This is a genomic window from Shewanella youngdeokensis (assembly GCF_033180165.1).
In the GTDB taxonomy this organism is placed as follows: Bacteria; Pseudomonadota; Gammaproteobacteria; order Enterobacterales; family Shewanellaceae; genus Shewanella; species Shewanella youngdeokensis.
The window spans coordinates 145,391-169,559 of sequence record NZ_CP136522.1 but is presented as its reverse complement, the minus strand read 5'-3'; the positions used below and the strand labels follow the sequence as shown (position 1 = coordinate 169,559).

The 24,169-nt window shown below is 42.9% G+C and carries 18 protein-coding genes; 6 read left to right on the top strand and 12 right to left on the bottom strand.

Features of this window, described 5'->3' with window-relative positions:
• Positions 1-195: 195 nt before the first annotated feature.
• The 3 genes from RGE70_RS00760 to RGE70_RS00750 all read right to left on the bottom strand — a co-directional run bounded on the left by RGE70_RS00760 (position 196) and on the right by RGE70_RS00750 (position 2,544).
• The gene (locus RGE70_RS00760) at positions 196-483 is read right to left on the bottom strand and encodes a hypothetical protein (protein WP_310469651.1); all 288 of its coding nucleotides are present in this window, start codon (positions 481-483) and stop codon (positions 196-198) included.
• Between the two features lie 63 nt (positions 484-546).
• Complete coding sequence (locus RGE70_RS00755; RefSeq protein ID WP_310469650.1) at positions 547-1,728, bottom strand: hypothetical protein; 1,182 nt, start codon at positions 1,726-1,728, stop codon at positions 547-549.
• Between the two features lie 39 nt (positions 1,729-1,767).
• Positions 1,768-2,544: a hypothetical protein gene (locus RGE70_RS00750; protein ID WP_310469649.1), complete on the bottom strand. Its 777-nt coding sequence runs from the start codon at positions 2,542-2,544 to the stop codon at positions 1,768-1,770.
• Positions 2,545-2,726: 182 nt separating this feature from the next.
• On the opposite strand from RGE70_RS00750, the gene RGE70_RS00745 reads away from it, so the two are divergent.
• Entirely contained in the window at positions 2,727-3,944 is a 1,218-nt protein-coding gene (locus RGE70_RS00745; RefSeq protein WP_310469648.1) for a hypothetical protein, read from the top strand.
• Positions 3,945-4,242: 298 nt separating this feature from the next.
• Here RGE70_RS00745 and RGE70_RS00740 read toward each other — a convergent pair whose 3' ends face one another.
• Positions 4,243-5,004, bottom strand: a complete 762-nt coding sequence (locus tag RGE70_RS00740; protein ID WP_310469647.1) for a class I SAM-dependent methyltransferase — start codon at positions 5,002-5,004, stop codon at positions 4,243-4,245.
• A 300-nt stretch (positions 5,005-5,304) separates the two neighbouring features.
• Between RGE70_RS00740 and RGE70_RS00735 the strand changes: the two genes are divergently transcribed.
• Entirely contained in the window at positions 5,305-6,186 is an 882-nt protein-coding gene (locus tag RGE70_RS00735; protein WP_310469646.1) for a LysR family transcriptional regulator, read from the top strand.
• 15 nt (positions 6,187-6,201) lie between these two features.
• On the opposite strand, the gene RGE70_RS00730 is transcribed toward RGE70_RS00735, so the two are convergent.
• The gene (locus RGE70_RS00730) at positions 6,202-6,933 is read right to left on the bottom strand and encodes a hypothetical protein (protein WP_310469645.1); all 732 of its coding nucleotides are present in this window, start codon (positions 6,931-6,933) and stop codon (positions 6,202-6,204) included.
• Between the two features lie 812 nt (positions 6,934-7,745).
• Between RGE70_RS00730 and RGE70_RS00725 the strand changes: the two genes are divergently transcribed.
• From RGE70_RS00725 to RGE70_RS00715, 3 genes are all read left to right on the top strand, one after another.
• Entirely contained in the window at positions 7,746-9,539 is a 1,794-nt protein-coding gene (locus RGE70_RS00725; RefSeq protein ID WP_310469644.1) for an aryl-sulfate sulfotransferase, read from the top strand.
• 51 nt (positions 9,540-9,590) lie between these two features.
• The gene (locus tag RGE70_RS00720; protein WP_310469643.1) at positions 9,591-10,577 is read left to right on the top strand and encodes a porin; all 987 of its coding nucleotides are present in this window, start codon (positions 9,591-9,593) and stop codon (positions 10,575-10,577) included.
• A gap of 176 nt (positions 10,578-10,753) precedes the next feature.
• Complete coding sequence (locus tag RGE70_RS00715; RefSeq protein WP_310469642.1) at positions 10,754-11,596, top strand: 23S rRNA (adenine(2030)-N(6))-methyltransferase RlmJ; 843 nt, start codon at positions 10,754-10,756, stop codon at positions 11,594-11,596.
• Between the two features lie 81 nt (positions 11,597-11,677).
• Here RGE70_RS00715 and RGE70_RS00710 read toward each other — a convergent pair whose 3' ends face one another.
• From RGE70_RS00710 to RGE70_RS00690, 5 genes are all read right to left on the bottom strand, one after another.
• Complete coding sequence (locus RGE70_RS00710; protein ID WP_375087879.1) at positions 11,678-13,051, bottom strand: M28 family peptidase; 1,374 nt, start codon at positions 13,049-13,051, stop codon at positions 11,678-11,680.
• 155 nt (positions 13,052-13,206) lie between these two features.
• Positions 13,207-13,776 carry a LemA family protein gene (locus RGE70_RS00705; protein WP_310469641.1) on the bottom strand — a complete coding sequence of 190 codons (570 nt, stop codon included), beginning with the start codon at positions 13,774-13,776 and terminating at the stop codon, positions 13,207-13,209.
• Between the two features lie 967 nt (positions 13,777-14,743).
• A complete protein-coding gene (locus tag RGE70_RS00700) occupies positions 14,744-17,896 on the bottom strand; it encodes an efflux RND transporter permease subunit (protein WP_310469640.1) in 3,153 nt (1,050 codons plus the stop codon).
• A gap of 9 nt (positions 17,897-17,905) precedes the next feature.
• Complete coding sequence (locus tag RGE70_RS00695; protein ID WP_310469639.1) at positions 17,906-19,072, bottom strand: efflux RND transporter periplasmic adaptor subunit; 1,167 nt, start codon at positions 19,070-19,072, stop codon at positions 17,906-17,908.
• A 322-nt stretch (positions 19,073-19,394) separates the two neighbouring features.
• On the bottom strand, positions 19,395-20,084 hold the full coding sequence (locus tag RGE70_RS00690) for a DNA-3-methyladenine glycosylase I (RefSeq protein WP_310469638.1): 690 nt from the start codon (positions 20,082-20,084) through the stop codon (positions 19,395-19,397).
• A gap of 401 nt (positions 20,085-20,485) precedes the next feature.
• Here RGE70_RS00690 and RGE70_RS00685 point away from each other — a divergent pair, with 401 nt between their 5' ends.
• Complete coding sequence (locus tag RGE70_RS00685) at positions 20,486-21,127, top strand: glutathione S-transferase family protein (RefSeq protein WP_310469637.1); 642 nt, start codon at positions 20,486-20,488, stop codon at positions 21,125-21,127.
• Here the strand turns inward: RGE70_RS00685 and RGE70_RS00680 are convergent.
• Both RGE70_RS00680 and prlC read right to left on the bottom strand, forming a co-directional pair.
• Positions 21,122-21,658: a thioesterase family protein gene (locus RGE70_RS00680; protein ID WP_310469636.1), complete on the bottom strand. Its 537-nt coding sequence runs from the start codon at positions 21,656-21,658 to the stop codon at positions 21,122-21,124. The genes RGE70_RS00685 and RGE70_RS00680 overlap by 6 nt on opposite strands.
• A 273-nt stretch (positions 21,659-21,931) precedes the next feature.
• On the bottom strand, positions 21,932-23,971 hold the full coding sequence (gene prlC, locus RGE70_RS00675; RefSeq protein WP_310469635.1) for an oligopeptidase A: 2,040 nt from the start codon (positions 23,969-23,971) through the stop codon (positions 21,932-21,934).
• Between the last annotated feature and the right edge of the window lie 198 nt (positions 23,972-24,169).

Here is a 24,169-nt window from a genome sequence, read left to right as displayed (position 1 = left end):
TCTCATTATTTATTCATATCTTTTTGTGGGGATTCGTCAGACTCTGACCCCACTTATCAAGAAAGTTCTCCTTCTTTTTGAAGGCAAACTTTGCCGGGGCAAAGTGGAGGATATGGACGAGCAGTCCTCCTTGCCCCGTGCAGGGTGGACCCTGTGATTCACCTCGGCCGTAAGGCAGAGATGACAGAGTTGCCATTAACGATGGGTGTCTATGATTGGTTTTGGCGCCATAGAATTAAAGTTAATTTTAAATTCACTCTTTAAGCATTTCTCAATTTCAATGTATTGCTCTTCTTCAGCATGATGAAAATCAACTAATTTTTTCATCATTGAATTCTCAATAAATAAACTACGGTCATCATGCTTCGTTTCTACGATGAATTTATCACCATAATATAAGGTAAGCGATGTGGCTGATTTAACAACCTTGTTAGGCTCAACTAAAACCTTACCCTTTTTCTGCATTACTTGGTCAAAATCCATTATTGTTCCCTTTAATTAGATATAGTTCAACTTACTTGCTAATTCGTTTTACGAATCAGGCATTCATTCATAAACATCGGATAATGACTGAAATATAGACACCCGACGGTTATTGTCTTTCTCTTCATATAACCGCATAGCATCCTTTTTAGTCACCCATAAAACTGCTTTTCTAGCTCCTCCATTACAATTGCCTGGGCCTTTACCATGGGCTCTCCAGCTTGGATTTTTCATTTTTCTAAGACACTTAATTGCTTCATCAAAAGTGTCTACATACTGCCCATTTTGCTTAACTGGGTTTTCACCTATTTCAAAACCTTTCGTCCCTTTTTGCTCAATATTAAAGGGGACACAAAAGGTCGCAACTGTCGATACCGGTACCAGGTTTTCTCTCAATTCGCTGCTTTGACTGATTCTGGCCGTCTCTTTCTTATATGGTGTTTTAATAACGTCTTTTAAAAAATTTTTCTGAGTCGTTCGCGCATTACTAAACCCCTCAACATCGGCCATTTGTAAAGAAGGCGAAGATATCCCACCAAAGCTACTTCTTTGCTCTAATGCGGCCAAAGCATCATCAAATTTAGCGTTACCTTTGCACCAACTAGAAAAATGACCATTTCCAGGTGATGGATGCGTTACATGTATAAAAGTCCTATTGTTATCACCGTAACTGACATCATTCACCTTACATAGGGATGGATAACACTTCTTTAATAGCTCATAACTAGATGTGATATATTTATCGGTTATTCCTAGCATCAGAACTACTTGGGTTTTACTGGGTAAAAAAGATAAAAACTGCTCAGTACAGTTATCTAGAATCTCTGGAATTTCAAAAAAAGACTTGGTAATCAGATCTCCTGAAGTAGCATAACTCCCTAGATGGTTTTCTCTGGCCAGACTGCATCTGACTAATGAGCCGAAAGCAAAACGTGATTCTGTATTGGCAATTTCAGTCGATACATTTTCATGATCTAGAAGTAAACCTAATCGCTTTAATAACGTATCAAGTCTGGCTCGTGCTGGTCCACCAAACGCGATATCATCAAACTCGCCCTGCTGATATATATCAGCTTGGGTACTGCCTTTCGAAAATCCCAAAATAAGAATTTCTGGTTCGTCTCCGCCCCAAGAACCAGGGTCATTTCTCATTTGCCATAAAGGATGAGGTTGAAAAGATTGCTCACTCAAACAGTGCTTAAAACACTTTCTACACGCTATATGTCCATACACAGGTAAAGTCATAACTACTCCGACATTCTTAATGGTGGCTTATATTTAAAGTTAGTTGGCGAACCAAACTGATTTCCCTACATGAGTCCTAATAGATTCATTTTCTTTAGTTGAGATCACTGAACGCAAAATATCTCCAGTGTGATTAACTAAAACCGACTCAATTTTTTTGCTTTCTAACTTATCGAATGCTTTCCCAAATTTTTCTAATTGATTCTTATTCATCATTTTTTTCATCAAAATGGTTTTAAAAAGCATTCCACCTTTTTCTGGTAATTTATGACAAACAACAACACAATCACGCATTACAAAGTGAGGGAATTCAGGCAGATGCTTAAAAGGTACACTTTTATGAACACACCATTTAATTATTGGATGAAATTTTTTACCTACATCTCCAATAGTTTCAAGCTCAAGACGTTGCAACGCTCGAACAAGAAAATGTTGGTGAAACAAAAATAGACTGCTAATTATTCGGCTATAGCCCGCTTTACGCTTGAGAAAATGTCTACTGTCAAAAAAATTAACCACAAAAGGTGTGACTAACCCATAATTATCAAGCTCATATAACCTCGGCTCAACAAAATAAGTTTCTGACTGAAAATGCCAAGATCCATTTTTAACTTTCGTAAACTCTCCAATCAACATTTCACCAAAAAAATCCCGAGAATCTTTTACGTACCTTTGAGCGTCAGCCTTTGAAAGCCTGCACTTTTGTTTTTTGCACATAAAGTCACGGAACGAATGCAATATCTCTTCTTTTTTAAACTCAGAAACACGAAGTGCACCTCTCAGCTTTGCTTTTGCAACGGACTCATGAACAAACATTTTGCCTCCGACATTTACGAACCCAATTCCTTTTTGATTGTGATAATGAAAGCACGAACCAAAGTATTTGGCAACTTATTTTTGCCAAATACTTTGGTAAGCCTGTTTTTTGGCAAGGAATACTTGCCAAACACACATTTAAGGGATATTGTTTACTAAAATTTGAGCATTAGGTGACATTTATGAGAAATAAAAAAGACAACCACGACAAACTAACAAAGTGGGTCAATGAAGTTTTAGATATAACCTATGGCCGACTAGGTGGCCTCGCTGATAATGGTGCAAAATTAATGGAACTGTTGATCGGCTGTGAAGAACTTTATACAACAAATCGGATGGATAAAGCCATAACGCACCCAGTTGAGCTGGGATACTCTTGTTCTGATCTTTTGAAATTACAAACAATGTTAGAGAGTCAACTTTCTAACTCACAAAACTATGATTGGGATAGTAGTGGTTACATTAGAAAGATTTTAATGACATCCCTAGGGCATGCTCTTATTGAGTTTGGAGGTGATTATGATTATTCAGAATTTGCTTCAGAATACGAGGATGAAGCTTTAGCGACAGCCTGCGGAATGAAACTATCAAGCTACCTTATTGGGCTTAAGTCGAGCACTGACAATAGTGACGTGTTGTTAGAAACAAAAATAAATTTTGCAAAAACTCGCCGTGGTTACACTGCTATTGAATATTACCATAGTGCTCATTGTGTAGATGATTACGTTTTATCACCGTCACCTAACCTTGAGTTTCTCCAGAATGAACTTAATTCTCGAGCTGAATATCGAAAGAGAAAATTACCATTACAACAAATTTTTAATACGACTAACGAAAATGATTTTAGTCTTGCTTTGACAGCGCCAGAAAACGCCACCACCGTAGCTAATATATTAAGTCTACATCCACAATCATTTTTGATGTCTTTGGAAGAAACCCAGATTAATGAAGTGAAAAGTAAGATAAGAGATAGGTTTCGCCAAGTAGCAAATATTCCACCAGCCACTTTCAATGTTGAAATTGAAAAGCCTGAGGCGAAGATTGATACTGTAGGTTTCATTAACTTGGTATCAACTCATGGGTACCCCCATGAAGCCTATAAGGGAAATAAGAAGCTTATTACTTACACTCTTGAATCTGGTGTCGAGATAGGTATTGAGCAAGCAGCTAAAAAAGTGACCTTTTGGATAGCACAACAGTATATTACTGAACAAGTAGCACCTTTCATTAAAAATATATATTCAAAAGTGTCTAAAGAATCAGAAACATATGGAAGACATAGTGGATTACGAATGTACGGTCAATTAGCTTGGGATGAAGTGGCAAAACTGAGTATTTCCAACATTGGTGAAGCAAAAAAAGTTTTAGGTGAGTTAAATAGCTATAAAGTTAACAGCTAGATTTGTACCTTGTGTGTGGAATAAAGCAGGAGGTATTTGTCAGAGTTTAGTGGTACAGCAAATTTGGCCACATAGTCAGAACTCTAGACATGAAGAAAAGTAAGTCAAATTGCGAGTCTTGAAATTAGACTCAATCCTGCTCTAGCTTATTTTGGGGCATAAATGAGTTAGGGTTCTTGTTGAATAGACAATAAAAAGCCTCTTCCCACATAAAGTAAGATGAGGCTATTTTTACTGCCTATTCGGCAGATTGGTGCATTAACTTAAACATCGAAACGATTGTTTTTATTGTCGCTGCCTATTTCATTGCCGCTTTAACGTAAACGTCAAAACGGTTTTTCTTAGTCGCTATAACGGTACTAGGTTTTACGCCGTCGAGATCTTCTGCATAATCGGGGCGCTTTACGACTACACGCTTAGTGGCTAAGGCCATTGCCGGGGCAAGCAAGCCATCGGCGTCTAAATCGGCGCCAACTAATGACTGGAATACGCGCATCTCTTTTTTTACCAAAGCAGACTTTTCTCGGTGCGGGTACATTGGGTCAAGGTAGACGACGTCGATTTCGGTGCCCGACATCGCTGCTGCGTCCGCCAGTGCGTTAATGCTTGAGCCGTGAAATAAGCTCATGCGTTCACGCATCCAATCACCGATTTCAGCGTCTTCATAAGCTCGGCGTAAGCCATCTTCAAGCAATGCGGCAACAATCGGATGCCGCTCTACCATAATCACTTTGCAACCCAATCCAGCAAGCACAAATGCATCGCGCCCAAGTCCTGCAGTGCCATCAACCACCGTTGGTGTGACGCCCTGCTTTAACCCAACCGCCTTAGCAATCGACTGCCCACGGCCACCACCAAATTTACGACGATGCGCCACAGCGCCCGAAACAAAATCAACATTAATGCCGGCAAGTTTGGGCTCGTCACGCTTATATAAACTAAGCGTGTTTTGTTCAAACCTCAATTCAAAGGCGGCGTCTTTATCCCACACAAAATTCCAACGCTCGCTGGCGTCAACTAATGTTGGATACTGCTGATTAAAAAAGATTGGTATTGGCACGCTGTTTAGACCACTGATTAATTTAGTAACACCGCCATTATGCCAAAAGCCTAGAGCAGTGAATACCTATACCTGAGCTAACTGCCTAACTGCGTGTACTATGTTCACCAAAGTTTTACCTATCCGTTAAGCTTACAACCTAACACTGGCCACCCAAATTATTGCAACTAAGTGCAGCCACTAACACAGTAATAAGTACCAATTAAGTGAGATCGACTCTGCAGATATTGATTTAAAATCAACCATTAAAGGAGGGAGTTGTTAACATAAACACTCTTCACACAACCTGAATAAATTTTTATGCACATCGATTTTATCTCGACCATTTCAGTTATTGCGGCAACAGGTTGTTTAACAAGAGCCGCTGAACAGCTAGATGTTTCCCCTTCAACTATTCATAAACGCTTAAAAAAAGTCGAAGACTATTACCGTACAGAAGTGTTTAGCAAAGTAGATGGCAGGTTATCACTCACCGATGCTGGTAAAAGTTTATTAACCGAGTTAAGTAAAATTGAGCGCATTAATAATGCATTGATCTCGCAGACTCATCAGCAAAAATCATGTGTGCACATTGGTATGAACCAAGGGCTAGGCGTTCGCATCGTCAGAGATATACTGTCAGCACAGATGAAGCAAGAACCTGAGTTAGCAGTAAAAATATCAACGATTGTTGACCGCCATAGCATTAAGCACTTTCAAGGTGACTTCTTTATCACCACCATTCCGATTAACGACCCTGATATATGCAGCCATATTATTGGTGAATTAACCTGTTATTTTGTTGCTAGCCTCGACTACATTGCCGAGCACGGTGAACCAACAACACTTGAAGAGTTATCCCAGCACAATATGATTTTAACCTCATTAGATACCATTGATGAACAGCATTTTTACTGCGAAAAAGTCGATGGTTCCAAATGTAAGTTTGCGATTAAAAGTTCAATATATACCGACTCAAAAGTCGTGTCAGATGAGTTTATTAATAATGGTAACGGTATAGGTCTTATTCCGCATACCAAGCTGGTTGCCAGCCGACAAGAAAACATTAAAGTCCTGTTTAATGGCAGCATTTACAGCAAAGTATTAGTGCAAATTGGCACTAAACATCATCAGCAAATGTCTCCGACTGCAACGCGCATCATGGAGCTGATCACCGACAAATTAAACAGTAACTACATTTAACGGCTTGAATAAAGCTTAAGACACATACAATCCGTACAGCCCAACGGGGATAAGCGGTACAATCAATGCGGTTAAAAAGGCAAACGGTAATACCCGAATAAACTGGTAGCCCTCTTTACCAAACATAGCAATGATATTTAACGAAATAATCGTCAGCGCGCTTAAACTTACAATGTTAATAATTAGCGGCAAGGCAAAACACTGCTGCAATACTGTTAGGCCATCAAAAACATTGCTATTAGCCAAATAAATCATTGACATATCACGATTTACTAGCGTTTTCATTACAAAAGAATTGGCTACCACACTCGCAGCGGTATCATCAAAACCTAACTTAATCAGCAAGGTTGTTGGCCAATAGGTTAGAAAGCTAAAGTCCATTTGGTGAATATTAAAAATGCTATCAATGATTTCTAAAATACATATCACAAAGCCTTTATTAGCCACCAACTTACAGCCACCTATCACGTATATTTTTAAGTATTCAAACCAACTCAGCTTCGACTGTTCAGCTACATGTGGTTTAACCTCAGCGGGCTTTCGTTTGAGGTAATATAACGTAAAGGGCAAGAGTAACAACCCAACATAAATAGGGGTGGCCATACTTGCTAATAATAATTTGTAAGCTGGATAACCTAGCGCAGACATTGAAATACAGGCAATACCACCCGCCGAGCAAAAGCAAATCACCAACATGTGAAAACGTTCTAATAAGCTAAGTTCAACCTTCTCTCCCTTAATGATCATTAATAACTTGGTACAACCAAAAAAGAATATTAAAACGTAAACCCGCTGAGAAAAACTGAAACGATTACCTCTTAAAAAATATCCAAAATATCGATTAATCGCAAAATGCGCTAAACCTAAAACACCACAAACCAGTATCACCCTCGGCGCAACATGAGAAATGAATTTTTGTGTAAAAGGGATTATGCTTAAAAAATCAAAACTAAAGTTTGTAGATAAATTAAAAATCAAAAACAAAAACAAAGTGCACACTAACTGCTTGATTTCAATATGATTAAATTTGTATTTAGCACCTTTTATCATCAAGTTGTATAATCCATTTAAGTTAAGATAAAAGCTCTGTAACACCCAAAAAATCCTCAGCCAACCGCGAAATTTCTCATCCTAATTAACTCATGGCGGCTGATTTTCAATCATTTTGCATTATAGACAAGTAACGAAAAAAGAAACCTGCTCTATCATTTATTTTTAAAAAAAAGTTGAACATCGCCATAGCTAAAACCCAAAATAAGTTAACAAATAAACATTAATCACATATTTAGCACCTTAAATTGAGTGATTAAGTTCTCATATTTTGCGAACTATTGAGCTTGCTCTTAAATATTTTTTCCCATTTAGAAATTCACTCTTTCCGCATATAGCTACCAGCCAGCCAAACAATAAAATAAATTAACCCCAAGCAATCACAGTGCGATTTATTCATTCGCCACCCTATAAATTTTTATTGTTACCGAGGGTGACGAAGGCGTCAAATACACATCATGTACGATAACAATAGTTATTATTCAATAATTTAAATTATAGGTAATACAATGAAACTCTCTAACATTGCATTAATCGTTGCAGCAGTTAGCTGTATGAGCATCAGCCAATATTCGGCAGCTGTAGGCAGCTCGCTAAAATCTGCTCGCGGGATGGCCGTGTATTCAAAAGGTACTGAAGTCATTGGTACTATTTACATGAATAAATACGGTTACGCCCCACTTACAGCCGTGGTAGACATCCCTTCTCAACGTGTACTGACAGACGTTAATGTCACTGTGCTAGCTAAAGGTGATAACGGAGTAGATATTCACTATAAAGTGAGCCCTCAAGAGCTGCTACAGCACTCTGGCATTCCAGTATTTGGGCTTTACGCTGATTACCAAAACAAAGTACAAATTGACTGGAAAGAAGGTGGTAAACAACAATCTCACGTGTTCAATATGCGCACTGGTGGCGTTAAGTTTACCCCCGCAGCCAATGCAAGGTCGTCTTCCTTACAAGGCGAAGTAAAAATTAAAGCAACTGATAAATTCAAAGACCGCCTTTATTTAGTTGATGGCTTTGGTGATGGTGCCCAACGCTCTGTTATCGCTCATAACAACCCATCAGCAAACGGTGCTGGCCTATGGGATCGCTCTCCCACACTGAGCATGTATGACACCAATGGTGACCTGCGCTGGTACATGGATTACCAAGCATTTCGCGATGCAAACCACTACCGTAAAACAGGCTATGTGATGGGCATTAAACAAGTCGGTAAAGACTTAGTTTGGGGCGCAGGTCAGGCATACCACCGCATGAGCCTAATGGGTGAACATGTATTCTCACGTGACTTACCAGGCAATTACGCTGATTTTTCGCATGATATCCACCATCGCGACAACGGCAATATGATTATTCGAGTCGCCAAAAAAGATTACAAAAACACCTTCAATGATTTGGTGACGACAGTGCGTGACCACATCATTGAAGTTGACCCGAACGGTAAGCTAGTGCACGAATGGGACCTCAATAAAATTCTTGATCCATTCAGAGATATCACTCTTAAAGGGCTAGATATGGGCGCAGTGTGCTTAAACGTTGACGCTGATCATCAAGGTGAAGTTGCTTCTGCTGAACAACTTAAAAATGCTCCTTATGGTGACGTACCAGGGGTTGGCGCTGGCCGTAACTGGGCGCACATTAACTCTGTTACTTACGATGAAAACGATGACAGTATTATCATCTCTTCACGCCATCAGTCGGCCAATATAAAAATTGGTAAAGATAATGAAGTTAAATGGATTTTAAGTGCGCGAGGCGGCTGGAAAGGCGACCTAGCTAAAAAAGTACTGCAACCTATCGATAGCAAAGGTCGCAAGATTGAGTGTACAGAACAAGGCAAGTGCCCAGATCCAGACACCTTTGACTTTACTTGGACTCAGCATACAGCCTACATAGGTAAAGACTCTGGCAAGCGTAACTTTAACCTGTTTGTGCTTGATAATGGTGACGGCCGCTTCAATGAACAACCTGCACTTCCTTCAATGAAATATACCCGTGCAGTTGAATACGTTATTGACCAGAAAAACATGACGGTTAAGCAAGTATGGCAATACGGTAAAGAACGTGGTTACGAGTTTTATTCTCCGGTGACGTCTATCACTCAATACTACCCAGATAAAGACTCTAACTTAGTGGCATCAATGAGCACGGGTCTTTATGCCGGTAAGACCATTGGTAAGATCCTTGAATTTGAACATGGCGACGACAAGCCATCAGTAGAAATTTGGGTACACGGTATGGCTCCTGGCGCACCGGGATATCGCGCCACCATCATCACACCGCATTTTGATCAGTAGAAAATAGAAGATGCCACCTAAAACTTAGGTGGCTTTTTTTGAGGGAAAAACATGAAACTAAACTACTTAGCAATCGCGTGCCTTATCGCTTCGGCTTCTCCGCTTACCGTACTTGCAGAATCTTTTAATAATAATTTTTACGGTGAAGCCCAAGGCCAGTCAACATGGCAAACCGGCAAAGACTACCAAACCGAGGTTCAACAACTTAAAGCCGGCTTGTCTGGCTTATATAAAACCGACAACCTAAAAGTAAAATACGACGCTGAAGCCCAGTACTCAGACAACTTTAGTGACCGTGGGTATGATGATATTGAAGTTACCATTGCCCGCGCTATCTTTCTAACCAATTACGGCGCGGTAGTTGTCGGTAAAGGGTATTCCGGCGTTTACAGCGAAATTTACCAGCGCGTTGATATTCACCAATCCAACAATGCAGAGCTGGCCAGTTCAAATAAAATGTTGTGGGATCAAGTAACCTACACCGACAACATTTTTGCCTACGCTACGCCGAAGTTTGACTTAGCCAGCGGTAAAATTAAGTTCGTTGCAGCTATCGTGTCATTAAAAAATGATAACGGATCCGATGGCGATGTTCTGTCAGCGCGTATTGTTTACAACTCAAGCTCATTTAACACCAGTGCCGGCTATGTTCGCGTTGATAAAAGCTACCCCGCCGTCGACAAAGAAAATGACTATGAGCGTTTCTCTATTGGCGCCGATTACCAGCTTGGCAATGTTACTGTGGCAGGCCTAGTGGAATTGAACGAGCATGCATTTTCTAAAAACGAGAACACCTATGTTGGTGCGGTAAAATATCGACTCAACGACTTTGATTTTGGCGTGTCGTACCAACACAAAACCTATACCGACGAATGGAAAGATGACAGCCAAGCATTATTAATTGGCAGTGTTAACTACAACTATAGTAAGGCATTATCGTTTTTTGTTGAGGCATCTTTCTTTGATGATGCGCCAATAACTTACGGCGACACTTACTGTGAAGACACAGTCAATATTGGGTTTAATTTTAAGATCTAACGAAATATACGGCTCAACAAGCTAACAGTAGCCACTTTAATTACATCTAAAAAGTGGTTACTGTTCACTAGGTTTCTCGCGAGCACGAGAGTGGCAAGCTATACCTCACACCACTTAGCCCCTATAATACGTACATCTTGCAGTTTCCACTGCGCACTAAACTTTCGGACACCTCCATGTTAAGTTACCGTCACGGCTACCACGCTGGCAATTATGCCGATGTACTGAAACACGCCATACTGCTACAAGTGCTTAAATTAATGCATAAAAAAGACAAGCCTATGGCCTACATTGACAGTCATGCAGGCGCAGGTGGATATGCTCTTACCGATGCATTTTCAAAAAAAACCGGTGAGTATTTAGACGGTGTAGCCAGACTATGGGACCGCAGTGATTTACCCGAGTCATTAGCGCAGTACATTAACGATGTCGCGCATTTCAACCAAGGTAAAAAAGATCTTGAGTTTTACCCGGGCTCGCCAGCCTTTGTTGACATGAATATGCGCCAAAAAGACCGCATGGTGCTACATGAACTTCATGGCACTGACTTTGCCACGCTTGACGAGCAATTTTCTGGCGACAGACAAGTAAAAGTCATTAACGGTGATGGCCTTAAAGGCTTAATTGGTGCAGTACCACCACTAGAGCGCCGAGGCGTGATTTTAGTTGACCCTAGTTACGAAATTAAAACCGATTACCAAGATGTAGCCAAAGCCATTATTAAAGCGCATAAGCGCTTTTCTACTGGGGTGTTTATGTTGTGGTATCCGGTGGTTGATCGCGCGCAAACCGAAGGCATGCTTAAGCTATTGGCTGAAAGTGGCATTAAAAACCAACTTCGTATTGAGCAATCAATCAAGCCCGACAGTGATGAGTTTGGCATGACAGCGGCTGGGCTATGGATCATCAACCCACCTTGGAAGCTCGACACCATTGCCAAAGAAATGCTCGACTACCTTGAAAGACGCATTGGCCACAATGGTGGCAAAACGGTTGTTAAACAAGAAGTTCCAGAGTAAAATTTCGCGGCTTACTCCGTGTTCAATATGTATTAAAAGCCCCGCTATACTTTAGCAGGGCTTTTTTGTTTCAGGTATTTATTACCTAAAGAAGGTGCCGGTCGCGCCTGGAAAAACCACCGGGCTAACATTGCCATTGTTACTCACGCTCGCCACGCCAAAAACATAATTGTCGATCACCATATTATCTAGCTGGTAAGTATTTACCAAACCAACATATCGACTGTGGGTCCACTCTGGTTCGGTGGTCAAACGCCAATAAACCCGATATCCCACGACATCTTTTTGCGCCGCATCTTGCCAAGTTAGCGTGGTATTAGCAGACACTTTACCTGCAATAGCCACTCCCATTGGCGGCGCGGGAGCCCATGCCATAGAGGCTAAACTAATTGCGTTTAATGCGGTTAATTTGGCATTAAACTCAAAATCCACGCCTTCAATCACATCACCATAAGCAACACCATTTTCAACTCGAATATCTTGATGCTGGCGGTTGTAGTTTTCGTTGGTTTCCATGATACGTACTGCCGGCAAACCAGCTTTATTAAATGGCAGGTGATGACCACCACGACCAAAGCGGTCGAGACGGTAGACCAGCATGACATTTAAATTTGTCATGTATTGATCGGACAAGCTTTTAATTTTTCGGGCAAGATTACGCGAGGCCGAATCATTTTCGCCACCACTAAAATAACGCTCTTTAGCTTCGGCTGCGGTTTCTGCAATCCGCACTCCTTCAGAAAACACCCTAACTGAGTGGTTGTCTATCACGCCGTTAATGCCGGATATATTGCCTATCATGTCATTATTTAGCACCGCCTGAACGCGCCAGCCTTTGTCTTTGGCATATTGCGCGAGGGTGGTACCGCCATAAAGCCCCTGCTCCTCACCTGATAGCGCAGCGTAAACAATGGTGCCATTAAATTGATACTGAGACAGTACTCGCGCAGCCTCTATCGCTCCAGCAACACCCGACGCGTTATCGTTAGCCCCTGGCGAAATCGAAGTGGCATTCATTACATCAGTTACGCGCGAGTCTATATCGCCGCTCATCATCACCACGCGCTGCGGATCATGGCTACCGCGCTGAATAGCAATGACATTCACCACTTCAGTCGGCTCCGGTATGCGCTTACCCGTCACAGTATCGCCCAGTGTAATGACCTCTAAACAACCACCACACTGCTTGGATATCTGTTCAAACTCAGCGGCTATCCAGCGCCTAGCAGCGCCAATACCTTGGGTGTCTGATTGTGTTTCAGATAAAGTGTGCCGCGTACCAAAACCAACGAGCTTTTCAACGTGACTACGAAGCTGGCTTGCACTGGGCGCTGTGGCTATTGAATATAAACGTAGGTCTTCTTCAGATGGCGCAGTGTTGACGGCACTGGCCGAGCAAGTGGATGCCATAAGCGATAAGGCAAACGCAGAAAAAGTAGCAGGTAGAGTATTCATAAGATTAGGCTTTTGCTGTTATTTTACGCTCCACTTTAGCAAAACTAAGCCGTTAGCGGACAATAAAACCCGCTTCAATTGTTAGTAGGTATGTCGAGTTTTACGCAGTGGCTTTGCGTAACAACACCTCGCAATAAAACCTAAAGTAGTGCGACTTATTTGACGTAATCACTAGCCTCAACAGTGGTCTTTATCGCTTGGTCAGTTTCATATAGTGGCATGGCTTTTATACCTGCTAACATTGCAACAATAGAGCCGGGAAAAACCGCCACCGCCGCGTTAAGCTCTACCATCGAGTGATTATAATAACGCTGCATCGCCGTGAGCTGTACGCCAACCTCATGGTAGGTTTGCATAGCTTGCAACATTGCACTGTCGGCGCGTAAGTGAGGGTGAATTTCAGCTTCACTCATTAACTGTGACACTTTTTCATTCAACAATATTGAGGCTGCCAAATGCGCTTGAACGGCGCCTGGTTCAGTATCATCATAATCACCTGCCACTCGCGTATTAAGGTCATTAATTTCAGCAATAAAAGACGCTTCTGCAGCCATGAACGGCTCGACGCTGGCCACAATGCTTGGCACTAAATGGCTGCGTTTAGCGAGCTGCGCATCGATACTCGATAACGCTTCTCGGCCCGTATTTCTTTTTTTAATTAGGCTGACAATCCAAAGGCAAACAACGATGATAAACAGCCCTGAGCCCAACAAAATACCTTGCATTAACGATTCCTATTTATGATCAATTGCACGCAGAGATACAGAGGTATCGGTCGACGAATAGCGCAACGGTTTTAAACTGCAGCGTCACTGACAAAATAATAAATGACACAAAAACATTGTTCACTGTTACTCATTTAACTGCCAAAATCCAGCCGTGATAATCTGTTGTTTCAACTATTAATTGGTGTAAAAAACCGCACATTTCATTAACTTAGGGCAAATTCGATAAATTAACCACTTTAAACCTTAATAAATCATGAGTTTAAATAAAAAAACCATTTAAAGCCCACTTATAAACCCACACGAACAATTTACGAGTAGATAACTTTTTTATTCACTTTATTTTCAATAACTAACACAAAAACCGCGTGGTTATTTTATGCGCTAATTACAAGTTAGCCTAATGCGATTAAGGCTAAATACCTGGTTAAACATGCTGCAACAGCAGCTTGCGCCTCTAACGAGCTATATCATTCAAAACATCAACTTAACTTATCAATTGCACCGCTACTCAATTCAATACCCATTTCAATATTCGCGACTATAATTAAGATCTATCAAGTATTATTACTTTGATAGCCTACCTCTTTCGACTCATCCCAGATGGGTCTTTTTTTTTGCTTTTCCTCTTCGATACCGCATTAATCATGCTCTACCACCCACCATAACTTGCGACACAAGCGCGCAGGGCATGCTAAACAAACCATACTTAAGATTTTGTTATATAATAACAATGTTCAGCTCTGATACAGCAAACATGGGTTATATTTATTTTATTCCTACTGGATACCCTAGATATATTTTTGGACTCATCCCTAACTGAGTCCATTTTTTTTGCCTGCTATTTGCCTCAACTTTTATTGCTTGGCTAACTTGCTAACGATCCCCACGCAACTGTGCACGCTATTTACTTTGCTAAATAGCAAAAAGCCCAGCAGAGGCTGGGCTTTATTTCACATTTATATGATTATTGCTTGGCAGCTTTCTGCGCAGCCTTGGCCTCTCTAGCAATATTGCGTTCGCGCTTACTAAACAAACGTTCAACCACCACGAAGAATATTGGAATAAAGAAAATACCCAAGAAAGTTGATGTCATCATGCCACCAAGTACCGCTGTACCAATCGCATTTTGACCACCAGAACCTACGCCACTACTGATAGCAAGCGGAACCACACCCAAGCCAAATGCCAGCGACGTCATCAAAATAGGACGTAACCGCACTCGAACCGCGTGTAATGTTGCTTCAGCCAGCCCAGCACCTTTGTCGTAATACTCTTTCGCGAATTCAACAATCAAAATCGCATTCTTAGTTGCTAATCCCACAGTGGTTAATAGCCCCACCTGGAAAAATACATCATTAGGTAAACCACGTGAGCTCATCGCAATAAGCGCACCAATAACACCAAGTGGGATCACCAAAATAACCGAGAACGGTATGGTCCAGCTCTCATATAAAGCAGCAAGAACCAAAAATACGACCATCACAGACAATGCGTACAGCATGGGTGCTTGGTTACCAGACAAGCGTTCTTCATAAGACATGCCATTCCACTCGACACCAAATCCTGGCGGGAGCTTCTTAACCAAGTCTTCCATGATATTCATGCCTTCACCGGTACTAAAGCCTTTAATCACGCCACCTTGAATATTCATCGCAGATAAGCCGTTAAAGCGCTCTAAACGTGGCGAACCATACTCCCAAGTCCCGGTAGAAAATGCCGAGAAAGGAACCATTTCGCCATTTTGGTTACGCACAAACCATTTGTCGATATCTTCAGGCTGCATGCGATACTCAGCTTCACCTTGCACGTAAACTTTTTTCACCCGGCCGCGATCGATAAAGTCATTGACATAACTACCACCCCAAGCTGTAGCCAGTACGCTATTAACCGCACTGATATCTACGCCAAGTGCGCGCATTTTTGCATGGTCCATGTGTAACTGGTACAGCGGTGCATCATTTTGCCCATTAGGACGAACGCCCATTAGGTTCGGGTTTTGCGAAGCCATACCCAGCAACATATTGCGGGCTTCGGTCAGCTTTTCATGCCCTTGGCCATTTTTATCTTGCAGGTAAAGATCAAAACCATTAGCAACACCTAGCTCAATAACTGCTGGCGGCACAAACGGAAACACCATTGCCTCTTTTATTTGCATAAACCGGCCCATGGCACGCCCAGCAATTGACTGCACATCTTGCCCAGGGTTTTGGCGCTCAGACCAATCTTTAAGACCAACAAACGCCAGCCCCATATTTTGTCCTGCACCAGCAAAACTATAGCCAGAAACCGTGAAGACACCCTTTACGTTGTCAGCTTCATTGTTCAAGTAAAAGTCTGTAACTTGATTCAACAACTCAGTGGTGGCTTCTTTGGCTGAGTTCGCCGGTAACATGGCCTGTGTTAACAATACGCCTTGGTCTTCATCCGGTAAAAACGCCGTTGGCATACGCAAGAACATCCAACACGTTGCCACACCAATGGCAAGAAACACCACCATTGTGCGGCCAGCGCGTTTGATCATCGCCGCCACGCTTGATTCGTAACGCGAGGTAAATGCATCAAACTTACGATTAAACCAACCGAAGAACCCTGTTTTAATGTGGCTCTCACCTTTAGCAATCGGTTTTAACATGGTGGCACAAAGTGCTGGCGTTAAGATGATCGCAACAAAAACAGACAGTGCCATTGCAGATACGATGGTGACAGAGAATTGGCGATAAATTTCCCCAGTAGAGCCAGACATAAAGGCCATAGGGACAAATACTGCTGACAAGGTCAAACCAATACCGACTAACGCGCCCGTAATTTGGTCCATCGACTTTTTCGTCGCCTCTAAAGGACTTAAGCCCTCTTCTTGCATTACACGTTCAACGTTTTCCACCACCACAATCGCGTCATCAACCAATAGGCCAATCGCGAGCACCATTGCAAACATGGTTAAGGTGTTAATAGAGAAACCGGCAAACGACAACACAGCAAATGTACCAAGCAATACCACCGGCACCGCAATCGTTGGGATCAAGGTTGCGCGGAAGTTTTGCAAGAACAGGTACATAATCAAGAAAACAAGCACAACGGCTTCAAACAATGTCGCCACTACACCTTCAATTGATTTTTGAACAAATGGAGTGGTGTCGAACGGATAAACAACTTCAAGCCCTTTAGGGAAAAAGGGTTTAAGCTCTTCAATTTTAGCGCGAGCAGCGGCAGATGTAGCCAGTGCATTAGCGCCAGTAGCCATTTGAATGGCAATACCCGCTGCCGGTTTACCATTGTAAAAGGCTTCAACCAAGTAACTTTCAGACCCAAGCTCAACACGAGCGACATCTTCAAGCTTAACAACCGCACCAGTTGAATCTGCTTTGACGATAATTTGCTTGAACTGCTCTGGGTTTTTCAAACGACTTTGCGCTGATACCGTTGCATTTAATTGCTGGCCTGCAACCGATGGCGAGCCACCTAACTGACCAGCAGACACTTGCGCATTTTGGGTTTGAATTGCAGCAATAACGTCCTGGCTGGTTAAGCTGTATTGAGTCAACTTAAGTGGATCGAGCCAAATACGCATTGCGTACTGCGCACCAAACAACTGAATCGACCCCACACCGGCAACGCGGCTCATTGGGTCTTGAATATTCGCACCGACATAATCGGCAATGTCCGTTTTAGTAAACGACTCATCATTAGAAACAAACGCCATCAACATCAAGACGCCAGCGCTTGACTTAGAAACGCTTACCCCAAGTGCTTGAACTTCTTGCGGTAACAATGGCATTGCCAGTTGTAACTTGTTTTGCACCTGTACTTGAGCGGTATCGGGGTTTGTTTCAGCACTAAAGGTTAAGGTAATTTTAGTGTTACCAAAACTATCACTGGTTGACGCCATATAGCGCAGGTTATCAATACCAGTCATGCGTTGCTCAATTACCTGCGTAACTGAGTCTTCCATGGTCTTGGCTGATGCACCTGGGTAGGTAGCACTAATGACCACCGATGGAGGCGCAATATTGGGATACTGTGACACTGGCAAATTGAGGATAGACAACACCCCAGCCATCATCACGATAATGGCGATCACCCAAGCAAAAATAGGGCGATCGATAAAGAAACGTGCCATAACTCTGCCCTACTTATGTTGTTGTGGTTGAGGTTTTTGATCCGCCATAAGAGGACCCGCCTTAACCGGTGCCCCAGGACGAATTTTTTGTAGACCTTCAACAATAAGTTCATCGCCCACTTTCAAGCCGTCAACGATACGCCATTGATGATCAATCGCTTCAGCTGTTGTCACCACGCGTGGAGCAACTTTGCCGTCATCAATCACCATCGCAACCGCTTGACCTTTCGAGTTACGCGTAATGGCACGTTGCGGAACCAAAATCGCCTCAGGGTCGGTACCCGTATTGAGGATTGCTCGAACGTACATGCCTGGTAATAACACCCCGTCAGGGTTAGGGAACTCAGCGCGAAGGGTAATAGAACCCGTGCTTTCATCAACACTCACTTCAGCAAATTGCAACTTACCGGTTTGGTCATAAGTTGAACCATCTTCCAGAATTAGCTGTACCGAAGCATCATCAGCGGCTTTTAACTGCCCCTGTTTCAACTTGGTTTTTAAGCGCAATAGCTGGGCACTTGACTGAGAAATCTCAATGTTAATCGGGTCAAGTTGTTGAATTGTAGCCAATGTTTGCGCTTGCCCTGCAGCAACTAATGCACCTGGCGTTACGCTTGACTTGCCAATGCGACCTGAAATAGGCGCACGAACCTCGGTGTACTCAAGGCTGATATTGGCGGTATAAATGGCAGCTTCTGCGACCTTAACCTGTGCTTTAGCAGCGAGATATGAGGCGTTGGCCAGATCATAGTCTTGCTCACTGATTGACTTTTCTTCAACCAATTTTTTATAGCGTTTAGCGGTAGCTTCAGTAGACGCAAGATTAGCTTTAGCGCTCTCAAGGTTGGCCTTAGCACTTAGCAATGCGGCTTTATAAGTCGCTGAGTCAATCTGATATAAAGACTGACCTTGCTTTACATCTTTACCCTCAACAAAACCGCGATTCATGATAATACCGCTAACCTGAGGGCGAACCTCAGCTTCTAAGTAGGCTTTACTGCGCCCAGGTAGTTCTACAGAAAGAGACTGCGGTTTAGCGGCAACTGTCATCGAACCAACGACCATTGGTCCACTTGGCCCACTCGGTTTTTGTCCGCCTTGCTCTGCAGGCTGTCCACAACCCGAAACCCATAGCGCCACACTTAAAACAGAGGCAATCTTCATTATTTGCCGCATTGATAACTCCTATAAATACCAACTGCTAGGTGTATGTTTACAAGCAAAAAATGCTCAAAAACTTATCTCTAGATGCATAAATTCGTTGTCAAAAATCTTAGCCCGCATTTATCTCACACGCGCAAGCTGTCAACAAGTAAATATACGGGTAATTTGTAAGTTAGTGAGTACCAACGCATACATATTGATACATATGTTTAACCTGCGTAAACAGTGATATAGCCAACCCATTTTGCATTAACTGACAGTGCAACAATTCATTAGCCAAGCCGGTAAACACCAACATTTAACTAACAAAAAAAAGATTGGAGGGAAAAGGGAATTAAATGCGGTTATCACCCACACTACAGGCTAAGATTCGGCTAATATCCGCTAAGCTGCGACCCGACTCTTGCTGCCAGTAATGAAATGCAGCTTGAGCTTGCTGTAGCCCTGCTTTAGAAGAAAAGCCATAGTCAACAAGATGATGCGCCTTAAGGTATCCTTGCACATCACTCGTTAGTAAGAAGGTATCTTTACCGATAGCGCGTAAAAAGTAGGGCCCGGTGTTACCACCTAAGCGATTGCCTTTACGCTTTAGCGCGCTCCATAAGCCGGTAATATCATCGGTTGGCCAATTTCCGACAAACTCGGCAAAACTACCATGCTCATGGGCCAGCTCATTAACCATTTGGGCGTTATCGTAAATCGCCATGGTTTTTTTTAAATGCCGAATCAAATTTGCGTCACTCGCGCGATCATGCAATTGCTCAGGTGACAGCATTAACACTTTAAACGGTTCAAAACCAAAGAAAGCCTTTTCGTAGGCAGGCCATTTAGCTTCAACGATTCGCCACACAAAACCACTTTGGAACACTTTTTTACTCATTTCAGACAACAGTTGCGCGTCGCTATATTGCCCTATTTGATCATCAGACAGACTTTTGGTCATCAGCATCTCTAAGCCTACACTGCCGCCTTTACGCTCGGCGGCGCGCTCATAAATAGCGGAAAACGTTTCAATACGGCTCATGTTGGTTCCTTAAGTCACCGGGCACTAGCGACCATTGCAGTGTAGAGGGCTGCTCAATCGTATGCCGTTACTACTAGCTAGGCAACATTGTAATGCTGGTCAATTAAGCGGTAAGCCATACTAAAAAATTACTAACTGCGATACAAAAGCAGCATTATTGACGACCTATAAACGCCCGCATTATGTTACCAACGCCAACCACAAGCCCACTAGTAGCAAAGCTTACAGGCAATTTGCAGGTATAAATATCGCTACATTTGCCTTATAACCTTATGAGCTATATTACTTTATTTATTAGATGCAGCGCACATAACGTAAATACTGCCTTCATCGTACATTGTGAGTCCTGATTTTAGCTACTAGAGTTAATCTTACTATTACTACAGGAATTTTTGACGACCATGGATCTGTATTACCATCCACTGTCACGACAATCACAAAAAGCTCTCATTGCGCTATATGAAAAACAAGCGCACTTTTATCCTCATGTTGTCGATTTAACAGACCCCTATGCAAGACGTGAATATCAACGAATAGACGCCAGCGGCCTACTACCGCTACTAAGAATTGACTCAGGTGAAGTGATCCCCGATGCCACCATTATCATCGAGTATATTGACGCAAATATTGAGCAAGGAACGAAGCTGATCCCACAGCAACCGCAAGACGCTTTGCAAGTAAGAATGTATGACAGGCTAAGTGATACACGCTTAGATAGCGTGATCGACAATTGGGTCATTGCAAAGCGCCAAAGGCTGAGTAACCAAATAAAACTCAAACAGCTCGAAAACGAACTGCTTACCACCTTAGATAATTTCGACCGACGCCTTGCCACCCAACACTGGCTCTGTGGCGACAGTTTTAGCTTGGCCGACTGCGCTACCATTCCGTGTTTACTGGCATTAGAAACCGAGTTTAATCTACTCGACTACGAACATATTGGTCGCTATTGGATCCAGGCTAAACTGCGCGGTGCGGTAAACCAAGTGCAAGAAGAGGTCGCTCTTGCGTTAACGCAAAACAATAAGCAGCAAGGGTTATAACGTTTGGTTTTGTGCCTTTTTTAGCTTTAAAAAGCTTTTCCATTTAGCGATTTCAACCGGAATTTCTGGCGATGGGCCATCAAACTTGGCCTCCGCTAACATATCCGCAATTGGCACCACTTTTCTTTTACACACAAACACACCACGAATAAAAGCAATGCAGTGCAAACCACGATCACTGACAAAACGATGCTCGATGTAAAAGTACTTTTCATCCCATCCAACCATGCGGGTTTCGACAGAAAATTTAGCAAACGGTTTAATATCGCGAATATAGGTCATTTCAACCGCATTAACGATTGGCATCCAGCCCAGCGTCATAAAGCGTTTTAACACACCGACTTGCGACAGCATGTGAATACGCGCCAGATCCATAAATGCGGGGTAACGTGAATTTGTCAGGTGCAGGTTAGCGTCGCAATCAGACGGCAACACCCGATAGCGAAGCTTACTGGTATGCAACAGGCCTATTTTTTTAGCTCGATTGATTCGCCAAGTAAGTAACCAAATAAGTCTAAAATAGAGATTCATTTACAACAGACCTTACAGCTTGATAATTTAGAGGCCTGAGGCTATCAGAGCTCATAACCGATAACAAGATGATAATCTATTCACAACCCACTAAAGCTAAAAGGCGCAACCAATAAACGCGCCACCAAGCTAAACATTACCTGTTGGGTTCAATTCGACTATGTAAGCACACGGTAGCAATGGCATTTTCACCAGGCTCGTAGTGCAACAGCTTTACCGACGCAATAAAAAAGGCGCTATTAGCGCCTTTAAAATGTCAAACAAGCTTAAACATTAACCGTTAATGCCACTATGCCTTAACAAAGCGTCGGTTTTTGGCTCGCGGCCACGGAAACGTTTAAACAGCGTCATAGGTTCTTCACTGCCACCCATTTCCAAAATATTTTCAAGGAAACGTTGACCGGTTTCAGCGTTAAAAATGCCCTGCTCTTCAAATAACGAAAACGCATCGGCCGACAACACTTCAGCCCATTTGTAGCTGTAGTAACCTGCAGCGTAACCACCAGCAAAGATATGTGCAAAACCATGTTGGAACCGATTAAAGTCAGGTGTTTTAACCACCGCTACCAAGTTACGAACTTCATCTAACTTGGCTTGAATTTGCGCCCCAACGGCTGGGTCAAACTCTAAATGCATTTTAAAATCAAACAGCGAAAACTCGAGCTGACGCAGCATCATCATGCCAGACTGAAAGTTTTTAGCCGCTAACATTTTGTCTAGCAATGCTTTAGGTAACGGTTCGCCGGTTTCAAAGTGTCCCGAAATCTCAGCCAGCGCCTCTTCTTCAAAACACCAGTTTTCCATAAACTGACTCGGCAACTCAACAGCATCCCACGGCACACCGCTGATCCCCGATACACCGCCGACGTCAATTTTAGTCAACATGTGGTGAATACCATGGCCAAACTCATGGAACAACGTGGTCACTTCGTCGTGAGTAAATAACGCCGGTTTACCTGCAACAGGCGCGTTAAAGTTACACGTTAAATAAGCTACTGGATCTTGCAAGCCTGCTGAGGTGGCGCGACGGGCGCGGCAATCGTCCATCCATGCGCCGCCACGTTTGCCTTCTCGCGCATACAAGTCGAGGTAAAAACTACCGCGATGTTCACCTTGGCTATCGGTTATATGGAAAAAGCGCACATCGTCATGCCAGCTATCAAACTCTTTTTGCTCTGTCACCGTTAGCCCAAATAAGCGCGAAACCGTATAAAACAGGCCAGATAATACTTTGTCTTCAGGAAAGTAAGGGCGCAGTAACTCTTGCGAGATCTCGTAACGATGTTGCTTTAACTTTTCGGCGTAAAAGCTTAAATCCCATGCGGCTAAATCGGTCGCGCCAAATTCTGTTGCTGCAAAGTCTTTCAACTCTTGCAGCTCAGTTGCGCCTTGCGCTTTAGAGCGGGCAGCCAGCTCGGTTAAAAAGGCCAGCACTTGCGCAGGTGTTTCCGCCATTTTAGTGGCAAGTGACTTGTCAGCGTAGCTATCAAAGCCCAGTAAATTAGCTAACTCATGGCGCAACGCTAAAATTTCATCCATCAGCGGGCCGTTATCAAATTTGCCAGCATTTGGCCCTTGATCTGATGCACGCGTGACAAAGGCGCGGTAGCATTCTTCACGTAATTCACGGTTGTCACTGTAGGTCATTACGGGTAAGTAAGATGGAAAATCTAATGTGAACAACCAGCCTTTTAGCTCTTTCGCTTCGGCCATAGCCGCGGCGGCCGCCACAGCAGACTCTGGCAAACCAGCTAACTGGGCTTCATCGGTGATCAATTTTGTCCACGCTTGAGTCGCATCCAGTAACTGATTTGAAAAACTGCTGGTGAGTTCAGACATACGCTTAACTAATTGACCATAACGCAGCTTATCGCTATCGCTTAACCCAATGCCCGACAGTTCGAAGTCGCGCAGGCTATTTTCAATCATTTTCTTTTGCGCTTGCGAATAATCGGCAAACTCAGCCGATGCAGCCAGTGATTTGTAGGCTTCGTACAAACCTTGGTGCTGACCCACAAAAGTGCCGTACTCCGACAATAGCGGTAAACAGGCATCATGCGCAGCGCGCCAAGCATCGTTGCTAACAACCGAATTCATGTGTGAAATCGGCGACCAAATTTTGCCGAGTTCATCATCGACATCATCCAAAGGGGCAACCAAATTATTCCAGGTGTAACCACCTTTATGCTGCAGCACTTGCTCGATAGTGGCGCGACAATTGGCGATACCTTGCTCAATAGCCGGCTGAATATGCTCAGGTTTAATACTTGAAAACGGTGGAAGTTTGGCGCTATTTAGTAAGGGGTTGCTCATGGTTGAGTCCTTAACATTCGATGCTGATAAATAAGAGATAAGGGCGAACACGACAATATTCAATGCACTGATAATAAAACTTAGCGTTCACGCTACATCTTGCCATTAAAAGTTCACGGTTTGATGAAAGTAAAACTTGACCGCTCACAACAGTTGCAGCGCAATCAGCGATTGCTTTAATAATTGAACGACGTGAAC